The 21,120-nt window shown below is 57.7% G+C and carries 21 protein-coding genes; 20 read left to right on the plus strand and 1 reads right to left on the minus strand.

Annotated elements, in window-relative coordinates:
* Nucleotides 1-31 precede the first annotated feature (31 nt).
* The 11 genes from ETAA8_RS32560 (at nucleotide 32) to ETAA8_RS32610 (ending at nucleotide 10,618) form a co-directional block, all read left to right on the plus strand.
* Entirely contained in the window at nucleotides 32-961 is a 930-nt protein-coding gene (locus ETAA8_RS32560; protein ID WP_145099076.1) for a cupredoxin domain-containing protein, read from the plus strand.
* Nucleotides 962-1,044: 83 nt separating this feature from the next.
* A complete protein-coding gene (locus tag ETAA8_RS32565; protein WP_202921413.1) occupies nucleotides 1,045-2,283 on the plus strand; it encodes a c-type cytochrome in 1,239 nt (412 codons plus the stop codon).
* A gap of 69 nt (nucleotides 2,284-2,352) precedes the next feature.
* Nucleotides 2,353-3,159, plus strand: coding sequence for a cytochrome c oxidase subunit II (coxB, locus tag ETAA8_RS32570; protein ID WP_145099082.1), 807 nt, complete (start codon nucleotides 2,353-2,355; stop codon nucleotides 3,157-3,159).
* An 8-nt stretch (nucleotides 3,160-3,167) separates the two neighbouring features.
* Nucleotides 3,168-4,979, plus strand: a complete 1,812-nt coding sequence (locus ETAA8_RS32575; RefSeq protein WP_145099085.1) for a cytochrome c oxidase subunit I — start codon at nucleotides 3,168-3,170, stop codon at nucleotides 4,977-4,979.
* 87 nt (nucleotides 4,980-5,066) lie between these two features.
* Complete coding sequence (locus ETAA8_RS32580) at nucleotides 5,067-6,095, plus strand: COX15/CtaA family protein (RefSeq protein ID WP_145099088.1); 1,029 nt, start codon at nucleotides 5,067-5,069, stop codon at nucleotides 6,093-6,095.
* Nucleotides 6,092-7,006: a heme o synthase gene (gene cyoE / locus ETAA8_RS32585; protein ID WP_145099091.1), complete on the plus strand. Its 915-nt coding sequence runs from the start codon at nucleotides 6,092-6,094 to the stop codon at nucleotides 7,004-7,006. Before ETAA8_RS32580 ends, cyoE begins: the two co-directional genes overlap by 4 nt.
* A gap of 46 nt (nucleotides 7,007-7,052) precedes the next feature.
* Nucleotides 7,053-8,444: a cytochrome c oxidase subunit 3 gene (locus tag ETAA8_RS32590; RefSeq protein ID WP_145099094.1), complete on the plus strand. Its 1,392-nt coding sequence runs from the start codon at nucleotides 7,053-7,055 to the stop codon at nucleotides 8,442-8,444.
* Between the two features lie 59 nt (nucleotides 8,445-8,503).
* Complete coding sequence (locus ETAA8_RS32595; protein ID WP_145099097.1) at nucleotides 8,504-8,971, plus strand: cytochrome C oxidase subunit IV family protein; 468 nt, start codon at nucleotides 8,504-8,506, stop codon at nucleotides 8,969-8,971.
* A gap of 35 nt (nucleotides 8,972-9,006) precedes the next feature.
* Nucleotides 9,007-9,792: an SCO family protein gene (locus tag ETAA8_RS32600; RefSeq protein WP_202921414.1), complete on the plus strand. Its 786-nt coding sequence runs from the start codon at nucleotides 9,007-9,009 to the stop codon at nucleotides 9,790-9,792.
* 20 nt (nucleotides 9,793-9,812) lie between these two features.
* Nucleotides 9,813-10,262 (plus strand): DUF420 domain-containing protein, encoded by a 450-nt coding sequence (locus ETAA8_RS32605; RefSeq protein WP_238397843.1) that lies wholly within the window; start codon nucleotides 9,813-9,815, stop codon nucleotides 10,260-10,262.
* A 62-nt stretch (nucleotides 10,263-10,324) separates the two neighbouring features.
* Nucleotides 10,325-10,618, plus strand: coding sequence for a hypothetical protein (locus ETAA8_RS32610; protein ID WP_145099106.1), 294 nt, complete (start codon nucleotides 10,325-10,327; stop codon nucleotides 10,616-10,618).
* 4 nt (nucleotides 10,619-10,622) lie between these two features.
* Here ETAA8_RS32610 and ETAA8_RS32615 read toward each other — a convergent pair whose 3' ends face one another.
* The gene (locus ETAA8_RS32615; protein ID WP_145099109.1) at nucleotides 10,623-10,982 is read right to left on the minus strand and encodes a DUF983 domain-containing protein; all 360 of its coding nucleotides are present in this window, start codon (nucleotides 10,980-10,982) and stop codon (nucleotides 10,623-10,625) included.
* Between the two features lie 139 nt (nucleotides 10,983-11,121).
* Between ETAA8_RS32615 and ETAA8_RS32620 the strand changes: the two genes are divergently transcribed.
* The 9 genes from ETAA8_RS32620 (at nucleotide 11,122) to ETAA8_RS32660 (ending at nucleotide 21,117) form a co-directional block, all read left to right on the plus strand.
* Entirely contained in the window at nucleotides 11,122-11,313 is a 192-nt protein-coding gene (locus ETAA8_RS32620; RefSeq protein WP_145099112.1) for a hypothetical protein, read from the plus strand.
* A gap of 3 nt (nucleotides 11,314-11,316) precedes the next feature.
* Nucleotides 11,317-13,710: an outer membrane protein assembly factor BamB family protein gene (locus ETAA8_RS32625; RefSeq protein WP_145099115.1), complete on the plus strand. Its 2,394-nt coding sequence runs from the start codon at nucleotides 11,317-11,319 to the stop codon at nucleotides 13,708-13,710.
* A gap of 320 nt (nucleotides 13,711-14,030) precedes the next feature.
* Nucleotides 14,031-15,200 carry an AAA family ATPase gene (locus tag ETAA8_RS32630; RefSeq protein WP_145099118.1) on the plus strand — a complete coding sequence of 390 codons (1,170 nt, stop codon included), beginning with the start codon at nucleotides 14,031-14,033 and terminating at the stop codon, nucleotides 15,198-15,200.
* 29 nt (nucleotides 15,201-15,229) lie between these two features.
* Nucleotides 15,230-16,627, plus strand: a complete 1,398-nt coding sequence (locus ETAA8_RS32635; RefSeq protein ID WP_145099121.1) for a CpaF family protein — start codon at nucleotides 15,230-15,232, stop codon at nucleotides 16,625-16,627.
* Nucleotides 16,624-17,580 carry a type II secretion system F family protein gene (locus ETAA8_RS32640; protein ID WP_145099124.1) on the plus strand — a complete coding sequence of 319 codons (957 nt, stop codon included), beginning with the start codon at nucleotides 16,624-16,626 and terminating at the stop codon, nucleotides 17,578-17,580. Before ETAA8_RS32635 ends, ETAA8_RS32640 begins: the two co-directional genes overlap by 4 nt.
* Before the next feature lie 38 nt (nucleotides 17,581-17,618).
* Nucleotides 17,619-18,596: a type II secretion system F family protein gene (locus ETAA8_RS32645; RefSeq protein ID WP_145099127.1), complete on the plus strand. Its 978-nt coding sequence runs from the start codon at nucleotides 17,619-17,621 to the stop codon at nucleotides 18,594-18,596.
* A gap of 2 nt (nucleotides 18,597-18,598) precedes the next feature.
* Nucleotides 18,599-19,024: a TadE/TadG family type IV pilus assembly protein gene (locus ETAA8_RS32650; RefSeq protein WP_145099130.1), complete on the plus strand. Its 426-nt coding sequence runs from the start codon at nucleotides 18,599-18,601 to the stop codon at nucleotides 19,022-19,024.
* A gap of 10 nt (nucleotides 19,025-19,034) precedes the next feature.
* The gene (locus ETAA8_RS32655) at nucleotides 19,035-19,481 is read left to right on the plus strand and encodes a TadE/TadG family type IV pilus assembly protein (protein WP_145099133.1); all 447 of its coding nucleotides are present in this window, start codon (nucleotides 19,035-19,037) and stop codon (nucleotides 19,479-19,481) included.
* A 148-nt stretch (nucleotides 19,482-19,629) separates the two neighbouring features.
* Entirely contained in the window at nucleotides 19,630-21,117 is a 1,488-nt protein-coding gene (locus ETAA8_RS32660; RefSeq protein ID WP_145099136.1) for a pilus assembly protein TadG-related protein, read from the plus strand.
* Nucleotides 21,118-21,120 lie beyond the last annotated feature (3 nt).

The raw sequence follows: 21,120 nt of genomic DNA on the forward strand, positions 1-21,120 counted from the left end.
TGCCACTCACTCGGTTTAAGGAACGATAACCGTGCAACGGTTAGTTCAACTCAGTACGTTTTCACTCCTCGCCAGCGGCCTGCTGTTGGTCGCTGGTTGCGCGCGGTCGGTCGAACCCAACGCCTACACCCGGGCGGCGAATGTCGAATCGCTGCGGAAGGCCTTTGGCGCGGGTGGGACTGCCGAAGTTGGTCCTGCTGCTGCTGTTGCCGAGCCGACAGGTTGGGCGACGATCAAGGGTAAATTCGTGCTGCAAGGTCAGGATCCGGGGCGCACTCCGCTCAAGGTCGACAAAGACCAGGCCGTGTGTGCTCCGGGTGGCAAGCAGGTGTACGACGAGGCCTTGGTGGTCGACCCCAATACCAAGGGAATCAGGGATGTGGTGATCTATCTTTCGAAGAAGATTCCCAGCGACGAAAAGTGGGAACATGCCGACTACCTGGCCACGAAGACTGCCGAAGTGGAGCCACCCTTCGATCAAAAAAACTGCGTGTTCCTCAGTCACGTCTTCGTGATGCGTTCGACCCAGAAAGTACTAATTAAGAACAGCGATCCGATCGGTCACAATACGAGCATCAGCCCTTCGGCTGGCAGCAAGGCTGCGTCGATCAACGTGATTATCGGTGCCAATGACAGCACGATGTACGAACCCAAAGGGGAGTCTTCGATTCCCAATCCGGTGGCTTGCACCATTCACCCTTGGATGTCTGCCCGCCTGTTGACCCGCAGCAATCCCTACTTTGCCGTGACCGCTCCGGATGGCACGTTCGAAATCAAGAATGTTCCAGCAGGTGTTGAACTTGAGTTTGCCGTGTGGCAAGAGGCTGCAGGCTTCTTGAGCAAAGCATCAGTGAACGGTACGGAAGAGAAATGGACGAAGGGTCGCTTCAAGCGGACCTTGGCCAACGACGCAACGGAAGAAATGAACGTGACGCTCGACGTGTCGCAGTTTGTCAAATAAGTGAAGGCTGTGCCCTCTGAGATTTTGTCGAAAGCACTTGTAGCCTGCCCGCGGCCCAGCGAGTCGCGACCGGGATGAGATTTATGAACTTGCGTTGGATATTGTGCCTGCTTTTACTCGTCAGCGGTCTGCTGACTGCCGGCTGTGGTTCGCCACCGCCGCAGTTTCGCCGCTATTCCACTTTCATTCGCCAGGTCGAAGACCAGGTTCCCAAGGATGAAAATGGCAAGGCGTTTCGCTTTTCCGCTCAACAGCGGCAAGATCTGGACGAAATTCTGGCAGCCCTGTTTGGCACTCCAAACGATCCGCTGATTCCGGCCGTCAAAGACGTCGACATGACCCAGGTCATGACCAGCGGACCGTTGATGGTCGCTGCTGGTGCAGTCGGTAGCGACGCCCAGGGACGAGCCCGCGGCTTGTATCGCGAACATTGTGCACACTGCCACGGCATCACCGGTGACGGCGCTGGTCCGACCGCTGCTTTCTTGAATCCCTATCCTCGCGACTACCGCCGCGGCACATTCAAATTCAAATCGACTCCCGTTGGTGCGAAGCCAACGCACGCCGACCTCCGCAAGATCATCGTCGAAGGAATTCCTGGCACGGCGATGCCGTCCTTCCTGCTGCTGCCTGAAAGCGAAATTGACGCAGTCGTCGAATATGTCCGCTACCTGTCGGTTCGCGGCGAAGTCGAACGCAACCTTCTCAGCCAATGGGCCGAACAAAACCTGGGACCAGACGAACGCTTGATTAATGATCCGGCCAATCCCAGCCCCGAGAAAGTCGCTGTGATACAGGATGTCGTTGCCGGAGTCGTGGGAAGTTGGATCGCGGCCGAGTCAGAAGCCCTGGCAGTCGCTGGTCGTCCCGAAATGACCGGCAAAGAACTGGCCGAGTCGATCCAAACTGGCAAGCAATTGTTTCAGGGAACGCGAGCCAACTGTGCTTCTTGCCACGGTGTATCGGCCCTCGGCGACGGTCAAACAAATCTGTACGACAAGTGGACGGAAGAATTCATCACGGCCAAGGCCGATCCCAAACTAATACGCGAGTTTACTGGCCTGGGCATGCTGCAGCCGCGTAACCTCAAGCCCCGCAACCTCCGCATGGGAATCTTTCGCGGCGGTCGTCGTCCGCTCGATATCTTCTGGCGAATTCGCAATGGTATCGACGGTGCCCAGATGCCAGCTGCCAAGATCGACGCCCTGTCCGATCAAGAGATTTGGCACATTGTCAATTATGTCCAATCGTTGCCGTACGAACCCATCAGCGATCCGCGGCAAAACGTTCCCGAACCAGCTAATGCCCGCGAGATTAGATAGCGGCAATTCAGCGCCACCGGGTGACTGCCGTTGCCACCGTCTGCCAAGCAAGTCTGAGGAGAATTCATCGTGGGTCGATTTTGGAGTTTGTTGTTTTTGATGGTTCCGATTCTCGGCGTGCTCTGCTTTGTCTGGGCAATGGCCGGGTTTTGGCCCATGCAGAACCATTGGTTGCCCGAGAACATCGGCGGGGCTGACGCGCACGCCATCGATGGTCTGTTCCTCTTCATCCTCGGATTGACTGGCGTCATCTTTGTCGCGACTGGACTCGTTTTCTTCTGGTTTCTTTGGAAGTACGACGCAGCAGTCACGACCGAACCGGTGAAGTATTTTCACGGTAGCCATCAGTTGGAAGTGATCTGGTCGATCATTCCTGCTGCCGCGCTCTTGTTCATCGCCATCTTCCAGATGAGCGTGTGGGCGAATACCAAGATCAAGCGTCCCGAGCTTTCGCCTGGTGTGGCTCGGCCCGCTCTGGCTGAAATTACCGGGCGTCAGTTCGAATGGCGTATTCGCTACGCCGGCAAAGACGGCATCATTGGCACAGAAGACGATGTGTTCAAGGTGAACGACCTGCACCTCCCCATCAACGAAGACGTCGTGCTCCTCATCAAGAGCCAGGACGTATTGCATAGCTTCTTTTTGCCACACTTGCGCGTGAAGCAGGACGTGGTTCCTGGCATGCAGCAGTTTGTGTGGTTCCAGGCCAAGCGCCCCGGCACGTACGACATCGTATGTGCCGAGTTGTGCGGCTGGGGTCACTACAAAATGCGCGGCCGCTTCGTCGTGCAAAACCGGGCTGAATTCGACAAATGGCTGGAACAGGCGTGGCAGGAGCAAGAGGTTTCGTCCTTTGCTTTGCCCGCAGGAGAATAGGTTAACGCATGAGTACGACAGCAATTCAGCCGCATGGCTCGCATGGCCACAGCGGTTCGCACGGCATGGGCGTCGGCGAATTCGTTCGCACCTACGTCTTTTCGCTCGATCATAAGATCATCGGGCTGCAGTTTTTGTTTTCCACGCTGCTGTGGTTTCTCGTCGGCGGTCTGCTCGCCCTGGGCATTCGTTGGCAGCTGGCCTATCCGTGGCATGACATGCCGGTGATCGGCCGGATGTTGTTCTCGGCTGAGGGTGGCCAGATCTCGCCCGAGTTCTACACCACCCTATTCACGATGCATGCGACCGTGATGATCTTCTTTGTGATCATTCCGATTCTGGCGGGGGCCTTCGGTAACTACCTCATCCCACTGATGATCGGTGCCGACGATATGGCCTTCCCCACGCTAAACATGCTCAGTTACTGGTTCATGTGGCCAGCGTTTTTCTTCATCGGCATGAGCTTCCTTTGGCCACCTTATGGTGCCGGTGGTGGTTGGACTTCGTATCCACCGTTGTCGGTTGTGTGGGATGCCGCGCCGGGCAGTCACTGGCCGCAAACACTCTGGTTATTGGGTGTGACCTGCGTAGGTATTTCGTCGATGTTGGGTTCGGTCAATTACATGACCACCATCATTCAGATGCGGGCTCCCGGTCTCACCATGTTCCGCTTGCCCCTGACCATTTGGGCAATGTTCATCACCGCCATTCTGCAGGCCTTCGCGTTGCCGGTGCTCACAGCTGCTGGCTTCATGCAACTTACCGACCGCACCTTGGGCACGGGCTTCTTCCTGCCGGAAGGACTGGTGGTGAATAACAGCTTGCCGGCCACCGGCGGCGGTCAGCCAATCTTGTGGCAGCACTTGTTCTGGTTCTATTCGCACCCCGCCGTGTACATCATGATTCTGCCCGCGATGGGTATGGTCAGCGATATCATCGCCTGCTTCGCGCGCAAGCCCATCTTCGGCTACAAGCCAATGGTGTACTCAATCTCCGGTATCGCCGGGTTGGGCTTCATTGTGTGGGGGCACCATATGTTCGTCTCCGGAATGAATCCCTTCCTGGGCATGACGTTCATGGTCAGCACGATGATGATCGCGCTCCCGTCGGCCGTGAAAGTATTCAACTGGCTCGGCACCATCTGGGGTGGCAAGATTCAATTCACCACCCCCATGCTGTTCGCCCTCTCCTTCGTCTCGATGTTCATCATCGGCGGACTCTCGGGCATCTTCATGGCTGCCACGCCGGTCGACATTTTCATTCACGATACCTACTTCATCGTCGCCCACTTCCACTACGTGCTCTTCGCGGGCACGGCGATGGCCGTGTTCGGCTCGATCTACTTCTGGTTCCCGAAGATGTTCGGTCGCATGATGGACGAGAGCCTCGGTAAGGTTCACTTCTTCCTGACGTTCTTGTTCCTCAACGGCACGTTTTTCACGATGCACATTCTCGGTGCCGTCGGTTTTCCGCGCCGGCTGGCAGATCCCTATGACTACGAGACGTTCCGCCACCTCCTCCCCATGAATCAGTTCATGACCTGGTGCGCGATCGGCATGGTGGCGACGCAAGTGATCTTTGCGTTCAACTTCATCCGCAGCATTTTCTTTGGCCAGATCGTCGGTCGTAATCCTTGGGGTGCGAACAGCCTGGAATGGATGGCACCCAGCCCTCCTGGCCACGGCAACTTCGACTTCCAACCGATCGTCTATCGCGGGCCGTACGAGTATGGTTCGCCGGAAGTCGATACCGACTTTTATCCCCAGACTCAGCCGCCGCCCGCCGATCCGGCCAAGCGGTACAAAGATCCGCATCACTAACACTCGATTGGTTTTCAACGTCCCTTACGTCAACAAGCCTGAATAACCTTCTTCCGCTTTGCTGTTGTCTTTCCGAAACGTGCGCCGATGATTACTTCCTCACCGACAAGCTATCGCTGGCCTCATCGCCTGGCCCTGCTGTCGGCGGTGGTCACGTTTCCGTTGATTTGGGTCGGCGGGTTGGTGACGAGTTACGATGCAGGGATGGCAGTGCCCGATTGGCCGGGGACTTATGGCTATAACCTGTTCGCCTATCCCTGGACGACCTGGTTTTTTGGCCCCTGGGATATCTTTGTCGAACATGGCCATCGTCTACTGGGTGCAGCCATCGGCCTGCTGATGATTGCCTTAGTCGCGACGACTTTCGCCGTGCGAGCGCCGCGCTGGTTGATCCAATTCGCGTTCTTCTTGTTAGCCCTGGTCATCCTGCAAGGGATTCTCGGTGGTGCGCGGGTGAATCTCGATGAACGCCTGATCGCGCTCTTGCACGGCTGCACGGGGCCGGTGTTCTTTGTGTCACTTGTAGCCTTTGCTGTGGTCACATCTCCTCGGTTTCCGCTATCTCGCCCGCTGGAAAGTCAATCGACAGAAGACCGGCAGCCCGCGAATCGCTTGGCTACTGCCGCCTGGGGCTTTGCTGCAGTCTGCTATTTGCAATTGGTCCTCGGCGCTCTGGTGCGGCATGTGCCGGTCACCAGTACGGCGGGCTTCTTCCGCGCGGTGATGTTGCTGCACATTGTTCTGGCCGTAATGATTCTCGCTCAAGCCTTGTTGCTGGGCGTGACGATCATTCGCGCCAAGCAGGGAAATTCGGTCTCGCGCTGGGTAGGCTGGTCGCTGCTGCTGGTGGTGACGGTTCAGATCGGCCTGGGGATCATGACTTACGTTTCTAAGTATGCCTGGCCCGAATGGATGGGTTCGTTCCAGTTTGCCGCAGCACACGTGACACGCGAAAAATCGGTGCTTCAAGCGCTGCTGGCGACTGCTCACGTGGCCAACGGTTCGCTCATTTTGGCTGCTGCGGTCATCATGTCGCTGCAAGCCTCGCGTGTCTGGCGGCCTGCCGCTGTGATCGCCAGTAGTGCGCCATTCTTGCTCGTGAGGACCTCCGCATGAGCACTTCGACACTTCCCCTGGCCCGCCGCCGTAGCGAGTCTCTGACTCGCGCGCTCGATTACCTCGAACTTGCCAAGCCGCGCATTGGCCTGTTTGTTGCGCTGGTCGTCTTGGCCAGTTGCTATGTTGCGACTAATGGCTCGTCCAGCCTGCAAACGATGATTACGGCATCGCTGGGAACGCTCCTGGTTGGTGCCAGTGCCAGCGGCATGAATCATTGGCTCGAGCGCAAGCTCGATCAGCGGATGGTTCGCACAGCCTCGCGTCCGGTCGCCAGTGGGCGATTGTCTTCGTTCGAAGCCCTGAGCTTCGTCGCGGTGACGATGGCCGTTGGCAGCGCTCTCCTGCTATTCACCCAGAATCCTGCAGCACTCCTCTGGGGTGTGGGAACGTGGGCAGCATATGTCTTGATCTATACGCCGCTGAAGACCATCAGCAGTTGGAACACCTGGTTCGGCGCTGTGGCTGGTGCGATGCCTGTTCTGATTGGCTGGTCGGCAACTGGCGCCGAACTCAACGCACCGATTCTCGTGCTGTTTGCAATTCTGGTTGTCTGGCAGTTGCCCCACTTCATGGCCATTGCCTGGATCTATCGCCACGATTACGAGCAGGCCGGTCATCAGATGGCTACTGTGGTTGATAAAACAGGCCGACTCGCTGCCTGGCAAGCAATCTGCTTTGCGGTACTGCTAATCGTATTGCCACTCGGCCTATTCGCCGGGCCAAGCTCAACCACGGTGATAGTCGCGGCAGCACTCCTCGCGTTGCTGGCAGTAGCTCAGTGCTGGTTTGCCTGGCGGTTCTTCAACATTCAAAACGAACAAACGAGCCGGCGCTTGCTGCTCGCTTCGCTGATTTATTTACCCTCCACGTTGCCGCTCATTTGTTTGGCTGCGTGGCCTGTTGTTTAGTCCGCTCGCCTGAATATTTATCACCCGCTCAAACGGTAAGTCTGCTATGTCGGATCACTCCCACGCTCACGACGATCATGGTCACGGGCACATCAAGTTGCAGTACCAACGAAGCCTGCCGATTCCCAACGGCAAGCTCTGCTTGTGGCTGTTCCTGTCGACCGAAATCATGTTCTTCGCCGGTCTGATCGGTGCCTACATTGTGCTCCGCTTCGGCGCCCCTTCGGGCACTTGGCCATTGCCGCACGATGTGCACTTGGTCGAATGGATCGGGGCCATGAACACGTTCGTGCTCATCTGCTCCAGCGTGACGATCGTCCTTTCGTATGAAGCGGCCAAGTCGAATCAGTCCAGCATGTCGCGATTCTGGCTGGCCCTGACACTGATTCTGGGCACCGTGTTCATCGGCGTGAAGGGCTACGAATACAGCTCGAAGTTCGCCCACGGCATTTTTCCGTCGAGCCCGCGCAGCTTGATTCACGAACGGGCAGATATCTATTACGTCCAAGCGGTTCGGCAATCGCTGGCGGCACATAAAGCCGTTTTGGACGGCAAAGTTGCCGCCGAGCAAACGCTGACGGAAGAAGAGACGAAGCGTTTAGAAATCTGCAATCTGCTCGTCGACTATGTGAAGTGGACCGAGAACATTGCCTCGCTCGATAGCGACACCTTCAAGCGTCGCGCCGCGATGGAACGCCTGGCGATGGCCATATATCCGCTATTTCACGGTCACGATGCTCATCTTTCTCCGCAGCAGAAGCACGAACTCTTCACCAAGATGATGAAGACGGAACTCGCGGCGGTTGAGCGCGAAGGTTTCGATGTCAATCAAGCGATCAAGACCATTGCCGGCAACCGTGCCGGGGTAGCCAAGGAAGCTGAAGCGTTGACCGAGCAAATCAAGTTGCTCAATGAACAGAAAATGAAGCTCCAAGAGTCTGCCAAGCCGGCGGCAGCAGCCACGGGTGCAGTTGAATCAACGACCGCTACGACGTTCGTCGCGTTTCGAGATCAACCGAATCCCACCGCTCAGGTCGAAGCACAAATTGCCGAGGCAACCACCAAGCTGGGCGAAAAGACCAAAGAACTTGGCAAGTTCGACGAGCAGCTTGCTCCGCTCGATGCCCGGCTGAAGTCCATCACGGCTCGCACTCAGGTGCAAACAGTGCTGGAGGAAGCTCACGGCGGCTTGAATGAACATTTCTCCTGGCTCCGCCTGCCGATGAAGATTCCCAGCGGCAACATGTGGGCCAGCACCTACTTTTTGATGACGGGCTTTCACGCGATTCACGTGGCCGTTGGTCTGCTGGCGTTCGCTTTGATTCTGCCCATGCAGTTAGACTCGAAGAAGGCTGGAGTCATTGAGAACGTCGGTCTGTATTGGCACTTCGTCGATCTCGTCTGGATTTTCCTCTTCCCGCTGCTGTACTTGTTCTAAGCGATTTTTTCGAACGCCCGCCCGCTGGTATTGCCAGCTTGTAGATAGTGAGAGTTAACATGGATCACGACCACGGCATCGATAAAAAAGTGACGCGCCAACACCTGGGCGCCACCAAAGACGCCCATGCTTCGCACGGCGGGCTATCAGTTTATCTGGCAGTCTTTGCCTCGTTGTGTGTGCTGACGTTGCTCTCGTTCCTCGTTGGCAACTCCCAAGTCCTCCGCGAGAAAGCGCCGCAAGTAATGTGGGCCGCAATGATGGCCGTCTCCTGCGCCAAGGCGATGCTGGTGATGCTGTTTTTCATGCACTTGAAGTGGGAAGCCAATTGGAAGTATGTCCTCACCGTGCCGGCCAGCATGATGAGCCTCTTCCTGGTTCTCATGCTGGTTCCCGACGTAGGTCGCCGCACGCGGACCTACTCTGACGACCGCTGGCTGCACGCCGCCGAACCGCGCGAAACAACCGTTGAAGAGCACGATGCCGATCATCAGCATCCTCCAGCCAAGACTGGCGAAGGGCACTAAGCCCCGCGCCTTCTGCTTTGTGATTGTGAATGGTTATGAGTAAGGCGGTGTTGGGTTGGCTGGGCGTGTTGTTCATAGCGATGGGCGGCACCGTCCTCTGGTTGGGCTACAAGTACAGCCGTCCACCAATCGTCGTCTACACCTCCGATCCGGAGATTGATCGCGATTATCTGGTGAAGCCTGTTTCGGCTGGCGAGCCGATCCTGAAAGAGTTCACGCTCACCGAACGCGATGGCAGTAAGAAGGGCTCGGCCGATCTCGCGGGCCGGGTCAACGTGACGAACTTCTTCTTCTCGACCTGCCCGACGGAATGCAAGTATCAGAATCGCGAGTTTGAAATCATCCAGCGTGAGTATGGCCCAAGGGGAGTGCAGTTCCTCGGCATCACGTGTGACCCGGATACAGACACTCCGTCCCAATTGGCCAAGTACGCACAGCAATTTGAGATCGCCAACGACGGCGCTGCTTGGTGGTTTCTCACCGGCGATTTAACTTACATCCGGCGCGTGGCGGGTGAGATCTATCAAGTTCCGCTGAAGAAGTTTACGCACACCGAGAAGTTCGAAGTTCGCGATAAATGGGGCAATCCCCGTGGCAGTTTCTCGTGGAAGGATAGCGCCTCGCGCGCGGAAATGAAATTGCTGCTCGACCGCTTACTCACTGAAACGGAACCTCCTGCCGATGTGCAAGCGAAAGCGGCCGAACGGGCGGCGATGATCGAACGCGCCGATGCAAATGCGGCGGCAGAGAAAGCCAAGAACGAACAAGCATCTCCCCAGCCAGACGAAAAAGCTCCTCCTCCAGCCAAGACCAATTCTTAAGGAACGCTCGGTTGCAATCGGTGGTTCCTTATTTGCCGCATGTGAATGCCCTGCTGAATGGCCTGGCCACGGTCTTGCTTGTGGTGGGCTTTGTGCTCATCAAGCAGCGTCAGGAGCAGGCCCATAAAGTGACCATGCTCAGTTGCTTCGGCGTGTCGGTTGTTTTCTTGGTCTCTTATCTCACCCGCATCGTCTTTGCCGGCACCCATTTGTTCCCGCGCGACGAGTACCCTACCGCCGCCTTGTTCTACTATCCGCTGCTAGCCTCGCACGTCTTTCTGGCGGCAGGGGTTCCGTTTCTAGCGATTGCCACCATCTATTTCGGCCTGACCGATCAGCGCCGGCGGCACGTTCGTTTCGCCCGCTGGACGTTTCCCATTTGGCTCTACGTGTCGATTACCGGCGTGATTGTCTATTTGATGCTCTATCAGCTATTTCCCGAGACCGGCTTGCTACCTAAAATAAAGTAGTCTGGTTCAAGCAATCCGCTACCCATCGCGGGCGAACTGAACTCGAAAGTAGTTTTACCAGAATGACGCTTTCTCAATTCAAATCGATGTTCGCGGCAGTCGTCGTCCTGTTGCTGGTTGCTGGCCTCGCACAGGCTTGTCCAACGTGCAAGGACCAGATGGCGGCGGATCCAGCTGCGTACAACATCGCCCGCGGTTACTTTTGGAGCGTGCTGTTCATGCTGTCGATGCCCATCCTGATCATCACCGGACTGGGCAGTTACTTCTATTGGGAAGTTCGCCGCGCGTATGCCAGGCAGGCAATCGAAGAAGCACTCAATCCGCCCGAATCACAAGCGGTGTTGCCCAACTCTTAGGTGCCTACTCTTCGCCCGGCCGCGGATCCTGCCACTGATCGAACCCCAGCCATAGGCTGCGAGCATGTCGATGCAGCAGAATAGGCAGCAGGATGACGATGGCCACCAGCACGGCCATGTTTTGCGTGTCGGTCAGCACGTTGGCAAAGAACAGAATGAAGTACGTCACGAGCGAAGTAATCGCTGTGATGCCGTAGTTAATGTAGATCGAGCCGAGAAAGAAGCCGGGCTCACGCTCGAATTTCAGTCCGCAGTGCGAACAGGTTTCGTGCATGCGAAACAGCCCTTTGAAGAGTGGGCCGCGACCACAAACCGGACAAACAAGCCGCAGCGCACGACCGACAAGCTTAAGATAGCGAGACATTGGTTTCCTGGCGGCCGAACGAATGTGCGGGCGGCATCATGGAGCAACAGGCGAAGGTGTCAGCACCGATTATATCCCAATCGTCAGCTGCGGGATTTCGACGATTGAGAAACGCGGCCAAGCGCACTACGATAAAGCCATGCTAAGAAATGTTGGAAAAACGATGCAGGTTCTCGCGCTCCTTTTGCTGCCAGCCTCGATGCTGATGCAATTGACGGCCGAGATGCGGGCAAGTAGCGTCAGCGTGATGTTGCTGTTGATGCTGTTCGGCATCGCTCTGTTTGGCACCGGTCGCATGCTCGAAGGTTACGGCAGCAAAGCGGCGGAGTGAATCATGTCCCGCCGTGCCGCATTGTACTTCTTGCTTACCGTGGCCATTCTGGTCTGGCAGCAAAGCCCTGCGGCTAACGGCCAGATCTTTCCCGGCCCTACCAATCTGCCCGCTGCCGATTTGCAACTCCTCGATTCAGCCGGCGCGGCGCATCTCGAAAACGCCCGCCAACTCCTCGCGCAGCGGCAATGGGATGAAGCAGTGGAAGCGATTCGCCGCGTTCTCGAGAACGATGGCGGACGGCTGATTCGTGCCGATGTTCCCGCGCTCCAAGGATCACCATCGTTTGCCTGGTATGTGCCGGTGCGCGACTACTGCCATTGGCGGCTCGCGGCGCTGGCGTGGGAAGCTCCAGAAGCATTGGCCGCATATCGCAGACTCGTCGATCCCTTGGCCGAGCGCTGGCTCAGCGATGGCAAGCAACAACATCAGCCTGCGTTGTTCCGCCGCGTGATCGACGAAGCTTGGGCCAGCCGATCTGGCGACGATGCGGCGCTCGCGCTTGGCGACGATGCCTTCTCGAGCGGCAATCTCGTGCTCGCTCGCTATTGGTGGGAACGCACCGGTTTAGGCTTTGTTACGAGTGACGGCAAACCACTCTGGGTATTTGCGGAACCACGATCATCGGCAGTTGACCTCATCAAGTTACTTGCTCCCTCGCGCGCAATCGGTCCCAATTATCCGGATAGCGACCTGCCTGCCGCCGAGATTCGCGCCCGGTCGATTATCGCCGCGATTCTGCAAGGCGAAAGCGAGCGCGCACAACTGGAGCTTCGGTGGTTTCGTCTATTGCATGCCGCGGATGAAGGAACCATCGCCGGCCGCCACGGCAACTATGTCGAACTGCTAACCGCATTCAGTGAACAAGCCAAGACCTGGCCAGCTTTGCATCAGCCGTCGATCACGACAACTTGGGGTGGTACGCCCCTGCGCAACGGCGTGGTCGTTTCACCGCCCGATCCTGCCGGTCAGGCCTTGTGGAGCGTCAACTTGCCGCGCCTCACTTCCGATCGAGACATCATCGGTGCTGGCCGGCTGCGCGTGGCCGACGATATGAAAGCCCTTGCTGCCTACTATCCTGTGATTTGGAAGAATGACGTTCTCCTTCGCGCCGATGCGCGCGGCGATTCTTATCTGGCCGCCTACGATTTGACTTCCGGCAAACAGCGCTGGCGAATTGGCTATCAACGTCAAGCAAGTCGCACGGTGGAACCACCTGCAGACGACGGTTCCTTGGGCGAGATCAACGATGTGCATACCGACTTGCCGCGGCATGTTGGAGTTGCCCGCTTTACCTTAACGGTCGATGGCGACCGAGCCTTCGCTCGACTCGGTTCAGCCGTCACCTCTCCCCGCGCGCGCCGCTTGGAGCGATTGCTGGCGAAGGATCAGGGCTGGCTCATCGGCGTCGACCTGGCTGCTGAGGGCAAACCCCTCAATGGCTTTCCCATACGTCCCGAATCGGCCGAGTGGTCGTTCGAAGGAGCGCCAATCATTCACGACGGCGCGCTGTACGTCGCCATGCGCCATGTCGAAGGCTCGCGGTCGCAAGTTCACATTGCCTGTTATGAACTGGCGACCACGGCGGTCCCCACGAACGATGATGACGACGATTCGCGTCCCATCGGGCGGTTGCGATTTCGCACGCGAATCGCCTCGTCGGCCACATTAGGCGGGGGCAATCTCGACGAGGTCAGCCAATTACTGCTGACCGCCGCTCATGGGCAGATCTACTGCAACACCAACGCCGGCGCTGTCGGCGCGGTCGATGCTGCGTCAGGTCGGCTGAAGTGGGTTGTCACGTATCCGCGTGCCACTTTTGATGATGAATCTTCGGGTGGCAGCAGTTTCTTTCGCGATCTCAATCCGTGCCTCGCAGCCGACGATCTGGTGATCGTCGCGCCGCAGGATTGCGAGTTTCTCTTCGCGCTGGACGCAGTTTCTGGACGGCTGCGGTGGCGAACATTCGAGGGGGCTGCGGCCGACGCGAATTGCCTGTTGGGAGTGCGCAGTGGACGGCTCATTGCGGCGGGAGATCGGGTCTATTGGTTTGATACAAGAAATGGCAAGCAGCTCGCGCAGTATCCGGCGGGTCGTGCGCAAGGGCCACTTACCGCTTCTGCTTCGCCGCGCGGACTTGGCCAGGGAGTGCTGGCGGGGAATCAGATTTGGTGGCCAACTCGCGAAAGTATCTTGATCCTGCCGACAGAGCCGGCCGTTACCCCCTCCAACTTTTCGCCGGCCTTGCTGCGCGAGATCCCGCTGGTGCCGCGCGGAGTGCAGGGTGGCAATTTGCTGATTGTCGGCGATCGTTTGCTCATTTCGACTGGCACACAATTGACAGCGTTTGGACCACAGCCGCCAGGGACTCCCCAGCCTCAACTTGAAGCACGTTAAGACGGGCCGAATAAAGATTGGCTCGCGCTAAAATTAGTGGCCAATTGGCGTCACATGTGCAAATGGGTGGAGTTACCCAGTGCTCGTTGTCTTATTCACGTGAGTACGGCCAACAGCTGTCCTAGATGGTTCACTTGCCTACTTAAAAAGTACTCCTGCGCGTAGATGCTTCCCCGCGCTGCTGCTCTGATGCCTACCTGGGGAGAGCAAACTCTCCAGCTGTTCTTCGGCAGCAAGCGTGGTTGAAAGTTTGACATCGACCAGAGCGAGCCTAGCTTTGCGTGACCGTGCGGCTTTCCACCTTGGTGGTGTGTCAGCACATGAGGTTCAGCCGTCTTCCGACAGTCGAGCAAGAGAGGACGCGAGTTGCCTGGGCAACACGCGACAAGCGAATGCAGGCGTTGATTGCAGCCGATTTCGAGCATCGTGCCATCCCACTGCAAGCCATGCTGGCCGAGTTGGGGGTCGACTGCCCGCGCACCAACATCCTTAGCGCCAACGAGGCCGTCAACGTTCTGCGGAGCGGTAAGAGCTTCGACGTAGTGATTGCCAGTTGCAGCGACAAGTACAACGACGCGGTTCGGCTCGTGACTCAGCTGAATGCGACCACTCGCATTCCTTTAATCGCAGCGGGCATGACGGCGCACGTCAATGAGATCTTGAATCTGATTCGCGCGGGAGCCAATGACTATCTTGACCTGCACGGTAATGTGGCGGCCGACCTGGCCACCATTCTGGCGCGTTTGCGTAGCGATCATTCGACTCACGATGGCCATGCGACTTGCATTCTCTCGAGCAGTGGAGGCTGCGGCGCGAGTACGCTGGCTGTTAATCTGGCGGCGTCACTCGGCACGCCCGAGCAGCCAGCCTGCTTGATCGACTTGAATTTTCGGGGGGGCGATCTAGCCACGCTGCTCAATATTCGACCGCGGCATACGTTGGTCGATCTCTGTTGCCAAGGTCAGCGGCTCGACGAAGTGATGTTTCAGCAGTCGTTAGTGCAGCATTCGCCGGCGCTCAAACTGCTCGCTGCGCCGCCGCTCCTCACCCGCTTTACAGGCATCGATCTCGACTCCGTTGCCACCGTCCTGCGCATGGCCCGCGCTGCGTTTCGTCACTTAGTCATTGACCTGGAAGACAGCTCACATCCAGAACAAGCTCATGCGGTTCGTGCCTGCGACAAGCTCGTTGTTTTGTTGCGCATGGACTTCCCTTGTCTGCTGCGCGCGCGCCGCTTGCTCGATGATTTGCGCGAAGAGGGAATCGACCTGGCCAAAGTGCGCCTGGTCGCCAATCGCTTTGGCAATACGAAATCGCTCTCGCAGAAGCAGGCGACTGAAGCGCTGGGCATGCCAGTGTTTCATTGCCTGCCCGATGACGAAGGAGTGATGCTGGCCTCGGTGAATGTCGGCAACCCAGCGGTACTGGAAACGCCCACTGCCAAAATTTCGAAAGCTTATCGGAAACTAGCCGAACTGATCGCGATTTGAACTCGCAGCCTCCGTTGAACCTCTCCATCATGCAAACCAAACTTCCATCGTTGACCGACACACACCTGGACTTGCCTCCTGGCAAAGCGGATTCACGTCCCGATGTGGACGAGCGGTTGTTGCAACTGAAGCGAGATCTGCACCAACGACTCGTGCAGCGGATCGATCTGGCTGCGCTCCGTACGATGGACGAGCAGCAGTTGAGGTTGGAGTTTCGCAAAGGGGCCGAAGAGCTTTGTCGGCAACGTCCCGACTTGTTGGGTCTGGCCGAGCGCCGTCGAATTATCGACGAGTTGATCGATGAAACGCTCGGCTTCGGTCCACTCGAACCTCTGCTGCGTGATCCTACCATCTCCGACATTCTGATTAATGGTCCACGGCAAGTGTTTGTCGAGCGACATGGCAAACTGCAACCGGCAGGGGTTGTGTTCTATAGCGATGAACACCTGCTGCAAGTCGTGCAGCGCATCGCCGCCCGCGTGGGACGACGCATTGATGAATCGAGCCCGATGGTCGATGCTCGCTTGCCCGATGGGAGCCGCGTGAATGCCATCATTCGTCCCTTGGCACTCGATGGCGCGCTGGTTTCCATTCGGCGTTTTGGCGATAAGCCGCTGCAATCGGCCGATCTGGTGCAGAAGGGGACTCTCTCGGCCGAGATGCTCGCGTTTCTCGCGGCCTGCATTCAAGCCCGCTTGAACATCCTCATTTCCGGCGGCACGGGTAGCGGCAAAACCACGCTCCTAAACGTCCTCTCCGGATTCATTCCGCCCAATCAGCGAATCGTCACCATCGAGGACGCGGCCGAACTGCAACTGCAGCAACCGCATGTCGCCCGGTTGGAAACACGACCGGCGAACGTCGAGGGGAGCGGCGCGATCGTAGCTCGCGACTTGTTGCGCAATGCTCTCCGGATGCGACCGGACCGAATCATCATCGGCGAATGTCGTGGTGGAGAGACGCTCGACATGCTGCAAGCGATGAACACCGGGCACGATGGCAGCTTAACGACGATTCACGCGAATAGTTCGCAGGACGCGCTGTGTCGTCTGCAATTGCTGCTTGGACTCGCGGGGCTCGAGGTTCCCATGTGGTATATCGACCGGCAGATTGCTTCCGGTATTCAACTGGTCGTACATGTCGCTCGGCTCGCAGGTGGCGTGCGCAAGGTAGTGCAAATCACCGAGCTTCAAGAAATTCGAGAGGGTTCGCTGCAATCGGCCGACCTGTTCCGCTTCGAACAAACTGGCCTGAATGGCAAGGGTGAAGCCGAGGGGATGTTTCGCACCACGGGTGCGTCGCCCCGCTGCCTTGAACGATTGCATTCTTATGGGCTTAAGGTAAATCCCGCCTTCTTTCGTTCTCCCATCCCCGCGCCCACGAACTTCATTCCGGCAGTGTTAGCCGCTGCGGAGGCTCGCTCATGAACTCGCTCTTTGTCGCTGGCTTGACGTTTGTCAGTGTCGCCATGTGCGTCGTCGGTGTCGTCATGCTGGTAATCGACCTCTGCTTTCGCAACCAAAACCGCATTCGCCAACGAATGCAAGAAGAGTTTGGCGATGTGATGCAGCAGCGGGCGAAGAAATCGCCGCTGTTCAAAGACTTGCTGATGACAGAACCCGATGAGCAGTTGACCGTTGGCAACCTGATGACGCAATTGCAAACGCTGCTCGATCAGGCAGGCCTCCCCTGGACTGCACCGATGCTGCTACTCTCGATGTGCATCGGACCAGTAGTCGCCGCTCTGCTGACGGCAGCCATCACGCGCAATTGGTTACTCACCGCAATTGCTGCGGCCTGCATGCTGCCGCTTCCGTGGCTCTATGTCTGGCGAACGCGAGAATGTCGCCGCGCGAAACTCTGTGCTCAACTTCCCGATGCTTTTGACGTCATGAGCCGGGCACTAAGAGCCGGTCAATCGGTACCCGGGGCCTTTCAAGTCATTGTGAGCGACTTTCCGTCTCCCATCAAAGACGAGTTCGCCTTTTGTTACGAACAGCAGCACTTGGGAATTGCCCAGGAAGTTGCCTTGCGAGATTTAGCGCGGCGAACCGGCGTGATGGAACTGCAGATTTTCGTCGTGGCGATGGTCGTTCACCTGCGCGTCGGCGGCAACCTCAGCGAACTGCTGACGAAATTGTCGTCGATCCTTCGCAAGCGCGCTCAGATTCAGGGGCGCGTGAAAGCACTCACCGGTGAAGGCCGACTGCAGGCGGTGGTGCTCATCGCCTTGCCGGCCTTGGTATTCGCCGCGTTGTACTTGCTGAATCGTGAATATGCCCAGATTTTGCTGGATCGCCCGTGGATTCTGGCTGGCTGCGTGGGTTCGCAAAGCCTGGGCGCGATCTGTATTCAACGACTGTTACAGATCGATTTTTAACTCAATATAAATTTCGTCTGCCTGATCGAGGCTGAATCATGTTCGATGTTTTCAATCCCGTTGTGGTTCATTGCCTGGTCTACTTTATCGTGACCGGTGCTTTCCTGTCTGCAATCTACTTTCTCATCGATCACGATGGTCGCGTCCGCAATCGCTTGAGCGAACTGCGCGATCAAGAACGTGAACGGGCTGAAGCGCTCAGCAAGCAGCGCGGTATGCTTCGTTTGCTGATTCCGCTTGTTCCTCACGTGACCGAAGTGTTCCTACCCAACGACGAGCACACGCGCACTCGTTTGCAAGCGAAATTGACGCGCGCCGGAATCTATTCCACTTCGGCACTCTCGACCTACTTCACCATCAAGCTGGCTCTGATGGCCGGTCCGCCGCTGGTGGCGGTGGCACTGGGAGCTGTGGGAATCGCACCGTTTTGGCCCGCTTTGTTGGCAGGTGGAGTGCTCGGACTGTTCGGCATTGTGCTCCCCAGTGTGTGGCTTGCGCGGCGACAAGCAGCGCGACACGGCGTGTTACGCAAATCATTGCCCGACTTTCTCGATTTGATTATGGCCTGCCTCGAAGGAGGCCTGAGCATGCAAGCAGCCCTCAAGCAGGTTTCGGAAGAGTTGCGAACCGCACACCCAGTGCTGGCTAGCGAACTATTGATGGTCATCCGCGAAATGGAAATTGGTTGCACCCTCGAGCAGGCTTTGCAACATCTGGCCGAGCGAACCGCGCTCGATGAATTACGGACGCTCTGCACGTTTGTTTCTCAAGCCACCAAGTTCGGTACCACCATGGCCGATGCCGTCGCCCAACTCGCCATTGTGCTCCGCACCCAGCGCGAACATCGGGCTGAAGAAATGGCCCAACAAGCGGCGGTGAAAATCTTGTTTCCCACATTGCTCTTCATCTTTCCCACAATCTTTGTTGTGCTTGCCGGACCAGCTGCCATCAAGATTCGCGCGAGCTTAAGCCGCTCAGGCAACAGCGCTGCGCTCGCTGAAAACAGGAATCCCTAACCATGCGTCACCGATTCAAACAATTCAATCGCCGCGGCGCATCGGCAACCGAACTTGCGATTCTGCTGCCACTACTCATCACGCTGTGCCTGGTCTCCGTAGACCTTGGCCGTTTTGCCTTCGTCAGCATCGCCCTGGGAAATGCAACTCGCGTCGGTGCCGAATGGGGCGCTACGCATCGCTACGACACCGCCACTGCGGGCACCTGGAACGCCAACCTGGAAGCGGCCATTCTCGCTGAATTCACTGCAGAAGCTGATATCGACCCCGCTCAACTCGAAACCACCGTGACGACCGCAGAGGACGACTACGACCTGCTGCGCGTCACGGTCACGGCGACGTATCCGTGGAACACGATCATCACCTGGCCCATGATTCCGCGGCCACTCATGCTGGAACAGAGAGCCGTCATGCGGCGTTTTCGCTAAGGAGCCAATCATGCCACACACTACTCGCCGCAACCGCCGCGGAGCGGCCATGGTCGAAGGAGCTATCGTGCTGAGCGTATGCGCGCTGCTGCTCGGCATGCTGGAACTATCGCTCATGTTGGTGAACCACACCATGATGTCGGAAGGTGCCCGGCGCGTTGCGCGAGCAGCCATTGTGCGTGGCGATCGCTGCGGCAGCATGGGCGAGTGGGGACCGGCCCAGCTGACTATCAACGCCAACGATTCCCATGCAGCAGCAGCCGTACTTCGCGAAGTCCTGTTCACGCTTCCGCCTGCCGATGCCCAGATTCAGATCACGTGGCTCGATGCTGACAACAGTGCTGGCGATCGCGTGCGGGTGAACGTGAATCACACGCATCGACCAATCGTACCTGTCTGGGGCTGGAACACTGGCCTCGTTCTCAGTGGCACTTCGACCATGCAGATCATGCATTAGTAGGTCACATCGGCCTCGATGTGACCTGCAATTCGTAAGACCTTGAACCTCGCGCGTCGAAACTGCGATATCAATTCCAACAACAATCAGCCATTCATCTCAGTGTCAGGTCACATCCAGCGGATGTGACCTACCAATCGAGGTCTCGATGAAACCGACCACCTTCAAATCACAGCGCCGCGGCAAAGTCCTGGTGTTGGTCCTCATCACCCTGCCCGCACTTTGCGGGCTGATTGGCCTGGTCATCGACGGCGGACTCCTCACGTCCAATTCGCGGCAATTGCAGCATGCGGCCGATTCCGCAGCCACCGCAGCAGCCATGGAGAAACGCTGGGGAAAATCGAACACGGCGGCGCTAACCGTGGCGCAAGAGTTCGTCCAAACGCATCACCGCCTGACGTCGACAACCGTCACACTCAATTCGCCTCCGCTCAGCGGCCCGCATGTTGGTTCCGAGCGACACCTGGAGATCATCCTTACCACTCAGCAGCCGACGTTTTTCATGCGTGTCCTCAACGGACGCACTGCCGAAACGATTGCGGCCCGCGCCTGCGCGGGCTGGGAAGCGAGCACCATTCCTGCCGCCATCGTCGTGCTCGATCCGGGGCCTCCGCCGTTTCAAGTCTCTGCACTGCCGCCGTTCCTGCCACCACTTCCGGCGATCTTAGGAGGACTTGAAGTGCTCGGTGTTGGCAAGGTCGAAGTCGACGGCGCGGTGCACGTAAACACCGAGTGGGGAGGCAAGGACGAGAACAACCAGCAGATTGGCGAGCCAGCCGGGTTACTCGGCCTGTCGCACGCAGTTGCCGCTACACCGCTCCTTTCGCTCTCGAAGTTGAAGGCCCGAGAATTGCGCGTGGTTGGCGGCGTCGACAAAGTGACCAACTACGGCAAACTGCTCAGTAGCGATCCGCCGGTGTTGCAGGCGGGTCGGTTGCCGGTTCCCGATCCGTTTCGCCTCTTGCCGACACCCACTCTGGCCACCGATCCCACTAACGTAAGGGCCACGCAGTATGGCGGGCGGACGATCATCGGCATTCCGCTGATTGGTCCCACCATCACCCTGGAACCAGGCGTATACGACTACATCAATGTGATCTCGGGCAAGGTTGTTTTTAAGCCGGGAATCTACATACTGCGGCGGACGAATCCCGTTACCCAAATGGCGTTAAGCGTGCTGGCCGGTGAAGTGACGGCCGAGGGAGTCATGTTCTATATCACGGACACGACGAACTATGCACCCGCTTCGGGCGCGCCAGACAACACCGATGGTGAAACAACCGCACCCGCCGATCACATCGTCGGCACGCTTGTTCCCGTGGCGGCGATCAACGTCGGCTTGCTTGGCAGCAAGTTCACGGGGCTCAACGACCCGGGCAGCCCATTCCATGGCATGCTCGTCTATCAACGTCGCCACGATCGTCGGCCCATCGCGATCATCCAAGAGAATATTCTGGGTGCCGGCGCGATTCGAGGTGCCGTTTATTCCAAATGGGGACATACGATTCTAGTTGGCAAGGGGGATCTCGACCTCCGTTTCGTCAGCGGCACCATGCGCATCGTCGCGCTCCTCGACCTGGATATCGACCCCACAGTCACCCTGCCAGCCGCCGAAGACGTATACCTGGTGGAATAACCG

The organism is Anatilimnocola aggregata, assembly GCF_007747655.1.
In the GTDB taxonomy this organism is placed as follows: domain Bacteria; phylum Planctomycetota; class Planctomycetia; order Pirellulales; family Pirellulaceae; genus Anatilimnocola; species Anatilimnocola aggregata.

Coding starts and splice junctions, on each gene's coding strand:
- cyoE (WP_145099091.1), top strand. CDS start 6,092: ATGAGCACTTCGACACTTCCCCTGGCCCGCCGCCGTAGCGAGTCTCTG.
- ETAA8_RS32635 (WP_145099121.1), top strand. CDS start 15,230: ATGCAAACCAAACTTCCATCGTTGACCGACACACACCTGGACTTGCCT.
- ETAA8_RS32650 (WP_145099130.1), top strand. CDS start 18,599: ATGCGTCACCGATTCAAACAATTCAATCGCCGCGGCGCATCGGCAACC.
- ETAA8_RS32620 (WP_145099112.1), top strand. CDS start 11,122: ATGCTAAGAAATGTTGGAAAAACGATGCAGGTTCTCGCGCTCCTTTTG.
- ETAA8_RS32565 (WP_202921413.1), top strand. CDS start 1,045: ATGAACTTGCGTTGGATATTGTGCCTGCTTTTACTCGTCAGCGGTCTG.
- ETAA8_RS32640 (WP_145099124.1), top strand. CDS start 16,624: ATGAACTCGCTCTTTGTCGCTGGCTTGACGTTTGTCAGTGTCGCCATG.
- ETAA8_RS32580 (WP_145099088.1), top strand. CDS start 5,067: ATGATTACTTCCTCACCGACAAGCTATCGCTGGCCTCATCGCCTGGCC.
- ETAA8_RS32590 (WP_145099094.1), top strand. CDS start 7,053: ATGTCGGATCACTCCCACGCTCACGACGATCATGGTCACGGGCACATC.
- ETAA8_RS32645 (WP_145099127.1), top strand. CDS start 17,619: ATGTTCGATGTTTTCAATCCCGTTGTGGTTCATTGCCTGGTCTACTTT.
- ETAA8_RS32615 (WP_145099109.1), bottom strand. CDS start 10,982: ATGTCTCGCTATCTTAAGCTTGTCGGTCGTGCGCTGCGGCTTGTTTGT.
- ETAA8_RS32610 (WP_145099106.1), top strand. CDS start 10,325: ATGACGCTTTCTCAATTCAAATCGATGTTCGCGGCAGTCGTCGTCCTG.
- ETAA8_RS32630 (WP_145099118.1), top strand. CDS start 14,031: ATGAGGTTCAGCCGTCTTCCGACAGTCGAGCAAGAGAGGACGCGAGTT.
- ETAA8_RS32655 (WP_145099133.1), top strand. CDS start 19,035: ATGCCACACACTACTCGCCGCAACCGCCGCGGAGCGGCCATGGTCGAA.
- ETAA8_RS32575 (WP_145099085.1), top strand. CDS start 3,168: ATGAGTACGACAGCAATTCAGCCGCATGGCTCGCATGGCCACAGCGGT.
- ETAA8_RS32595 (WP_145099097.1), top strand. CDS start 8,504: ATGGATCACGACCACGGCATCGATAAAAAAGTGACGCGCCAACACCTG.
- ETAA8_RS32660 (WP_145099136.1), top strand. CDS start 19,630: ATGAAACCGACCACCTTCAAATCACAGCGCCGCGGCAAAGTCCTGGTG.
- ETAA8_RS32625 (WP_145099115.1), top strand. CDS start 11,317: ATGTCCCGCCGTGCCGCATTGTACTTCTTGCTTACCGTGGCCATTCTG.
- ETAA8_RS32600 (WP_202921414.1), top strand. CDS start 9,007: ATGAGTAAGGCGGTGTTGGGTTGGCTGGGCGTGTTGTTCATAGCGATG.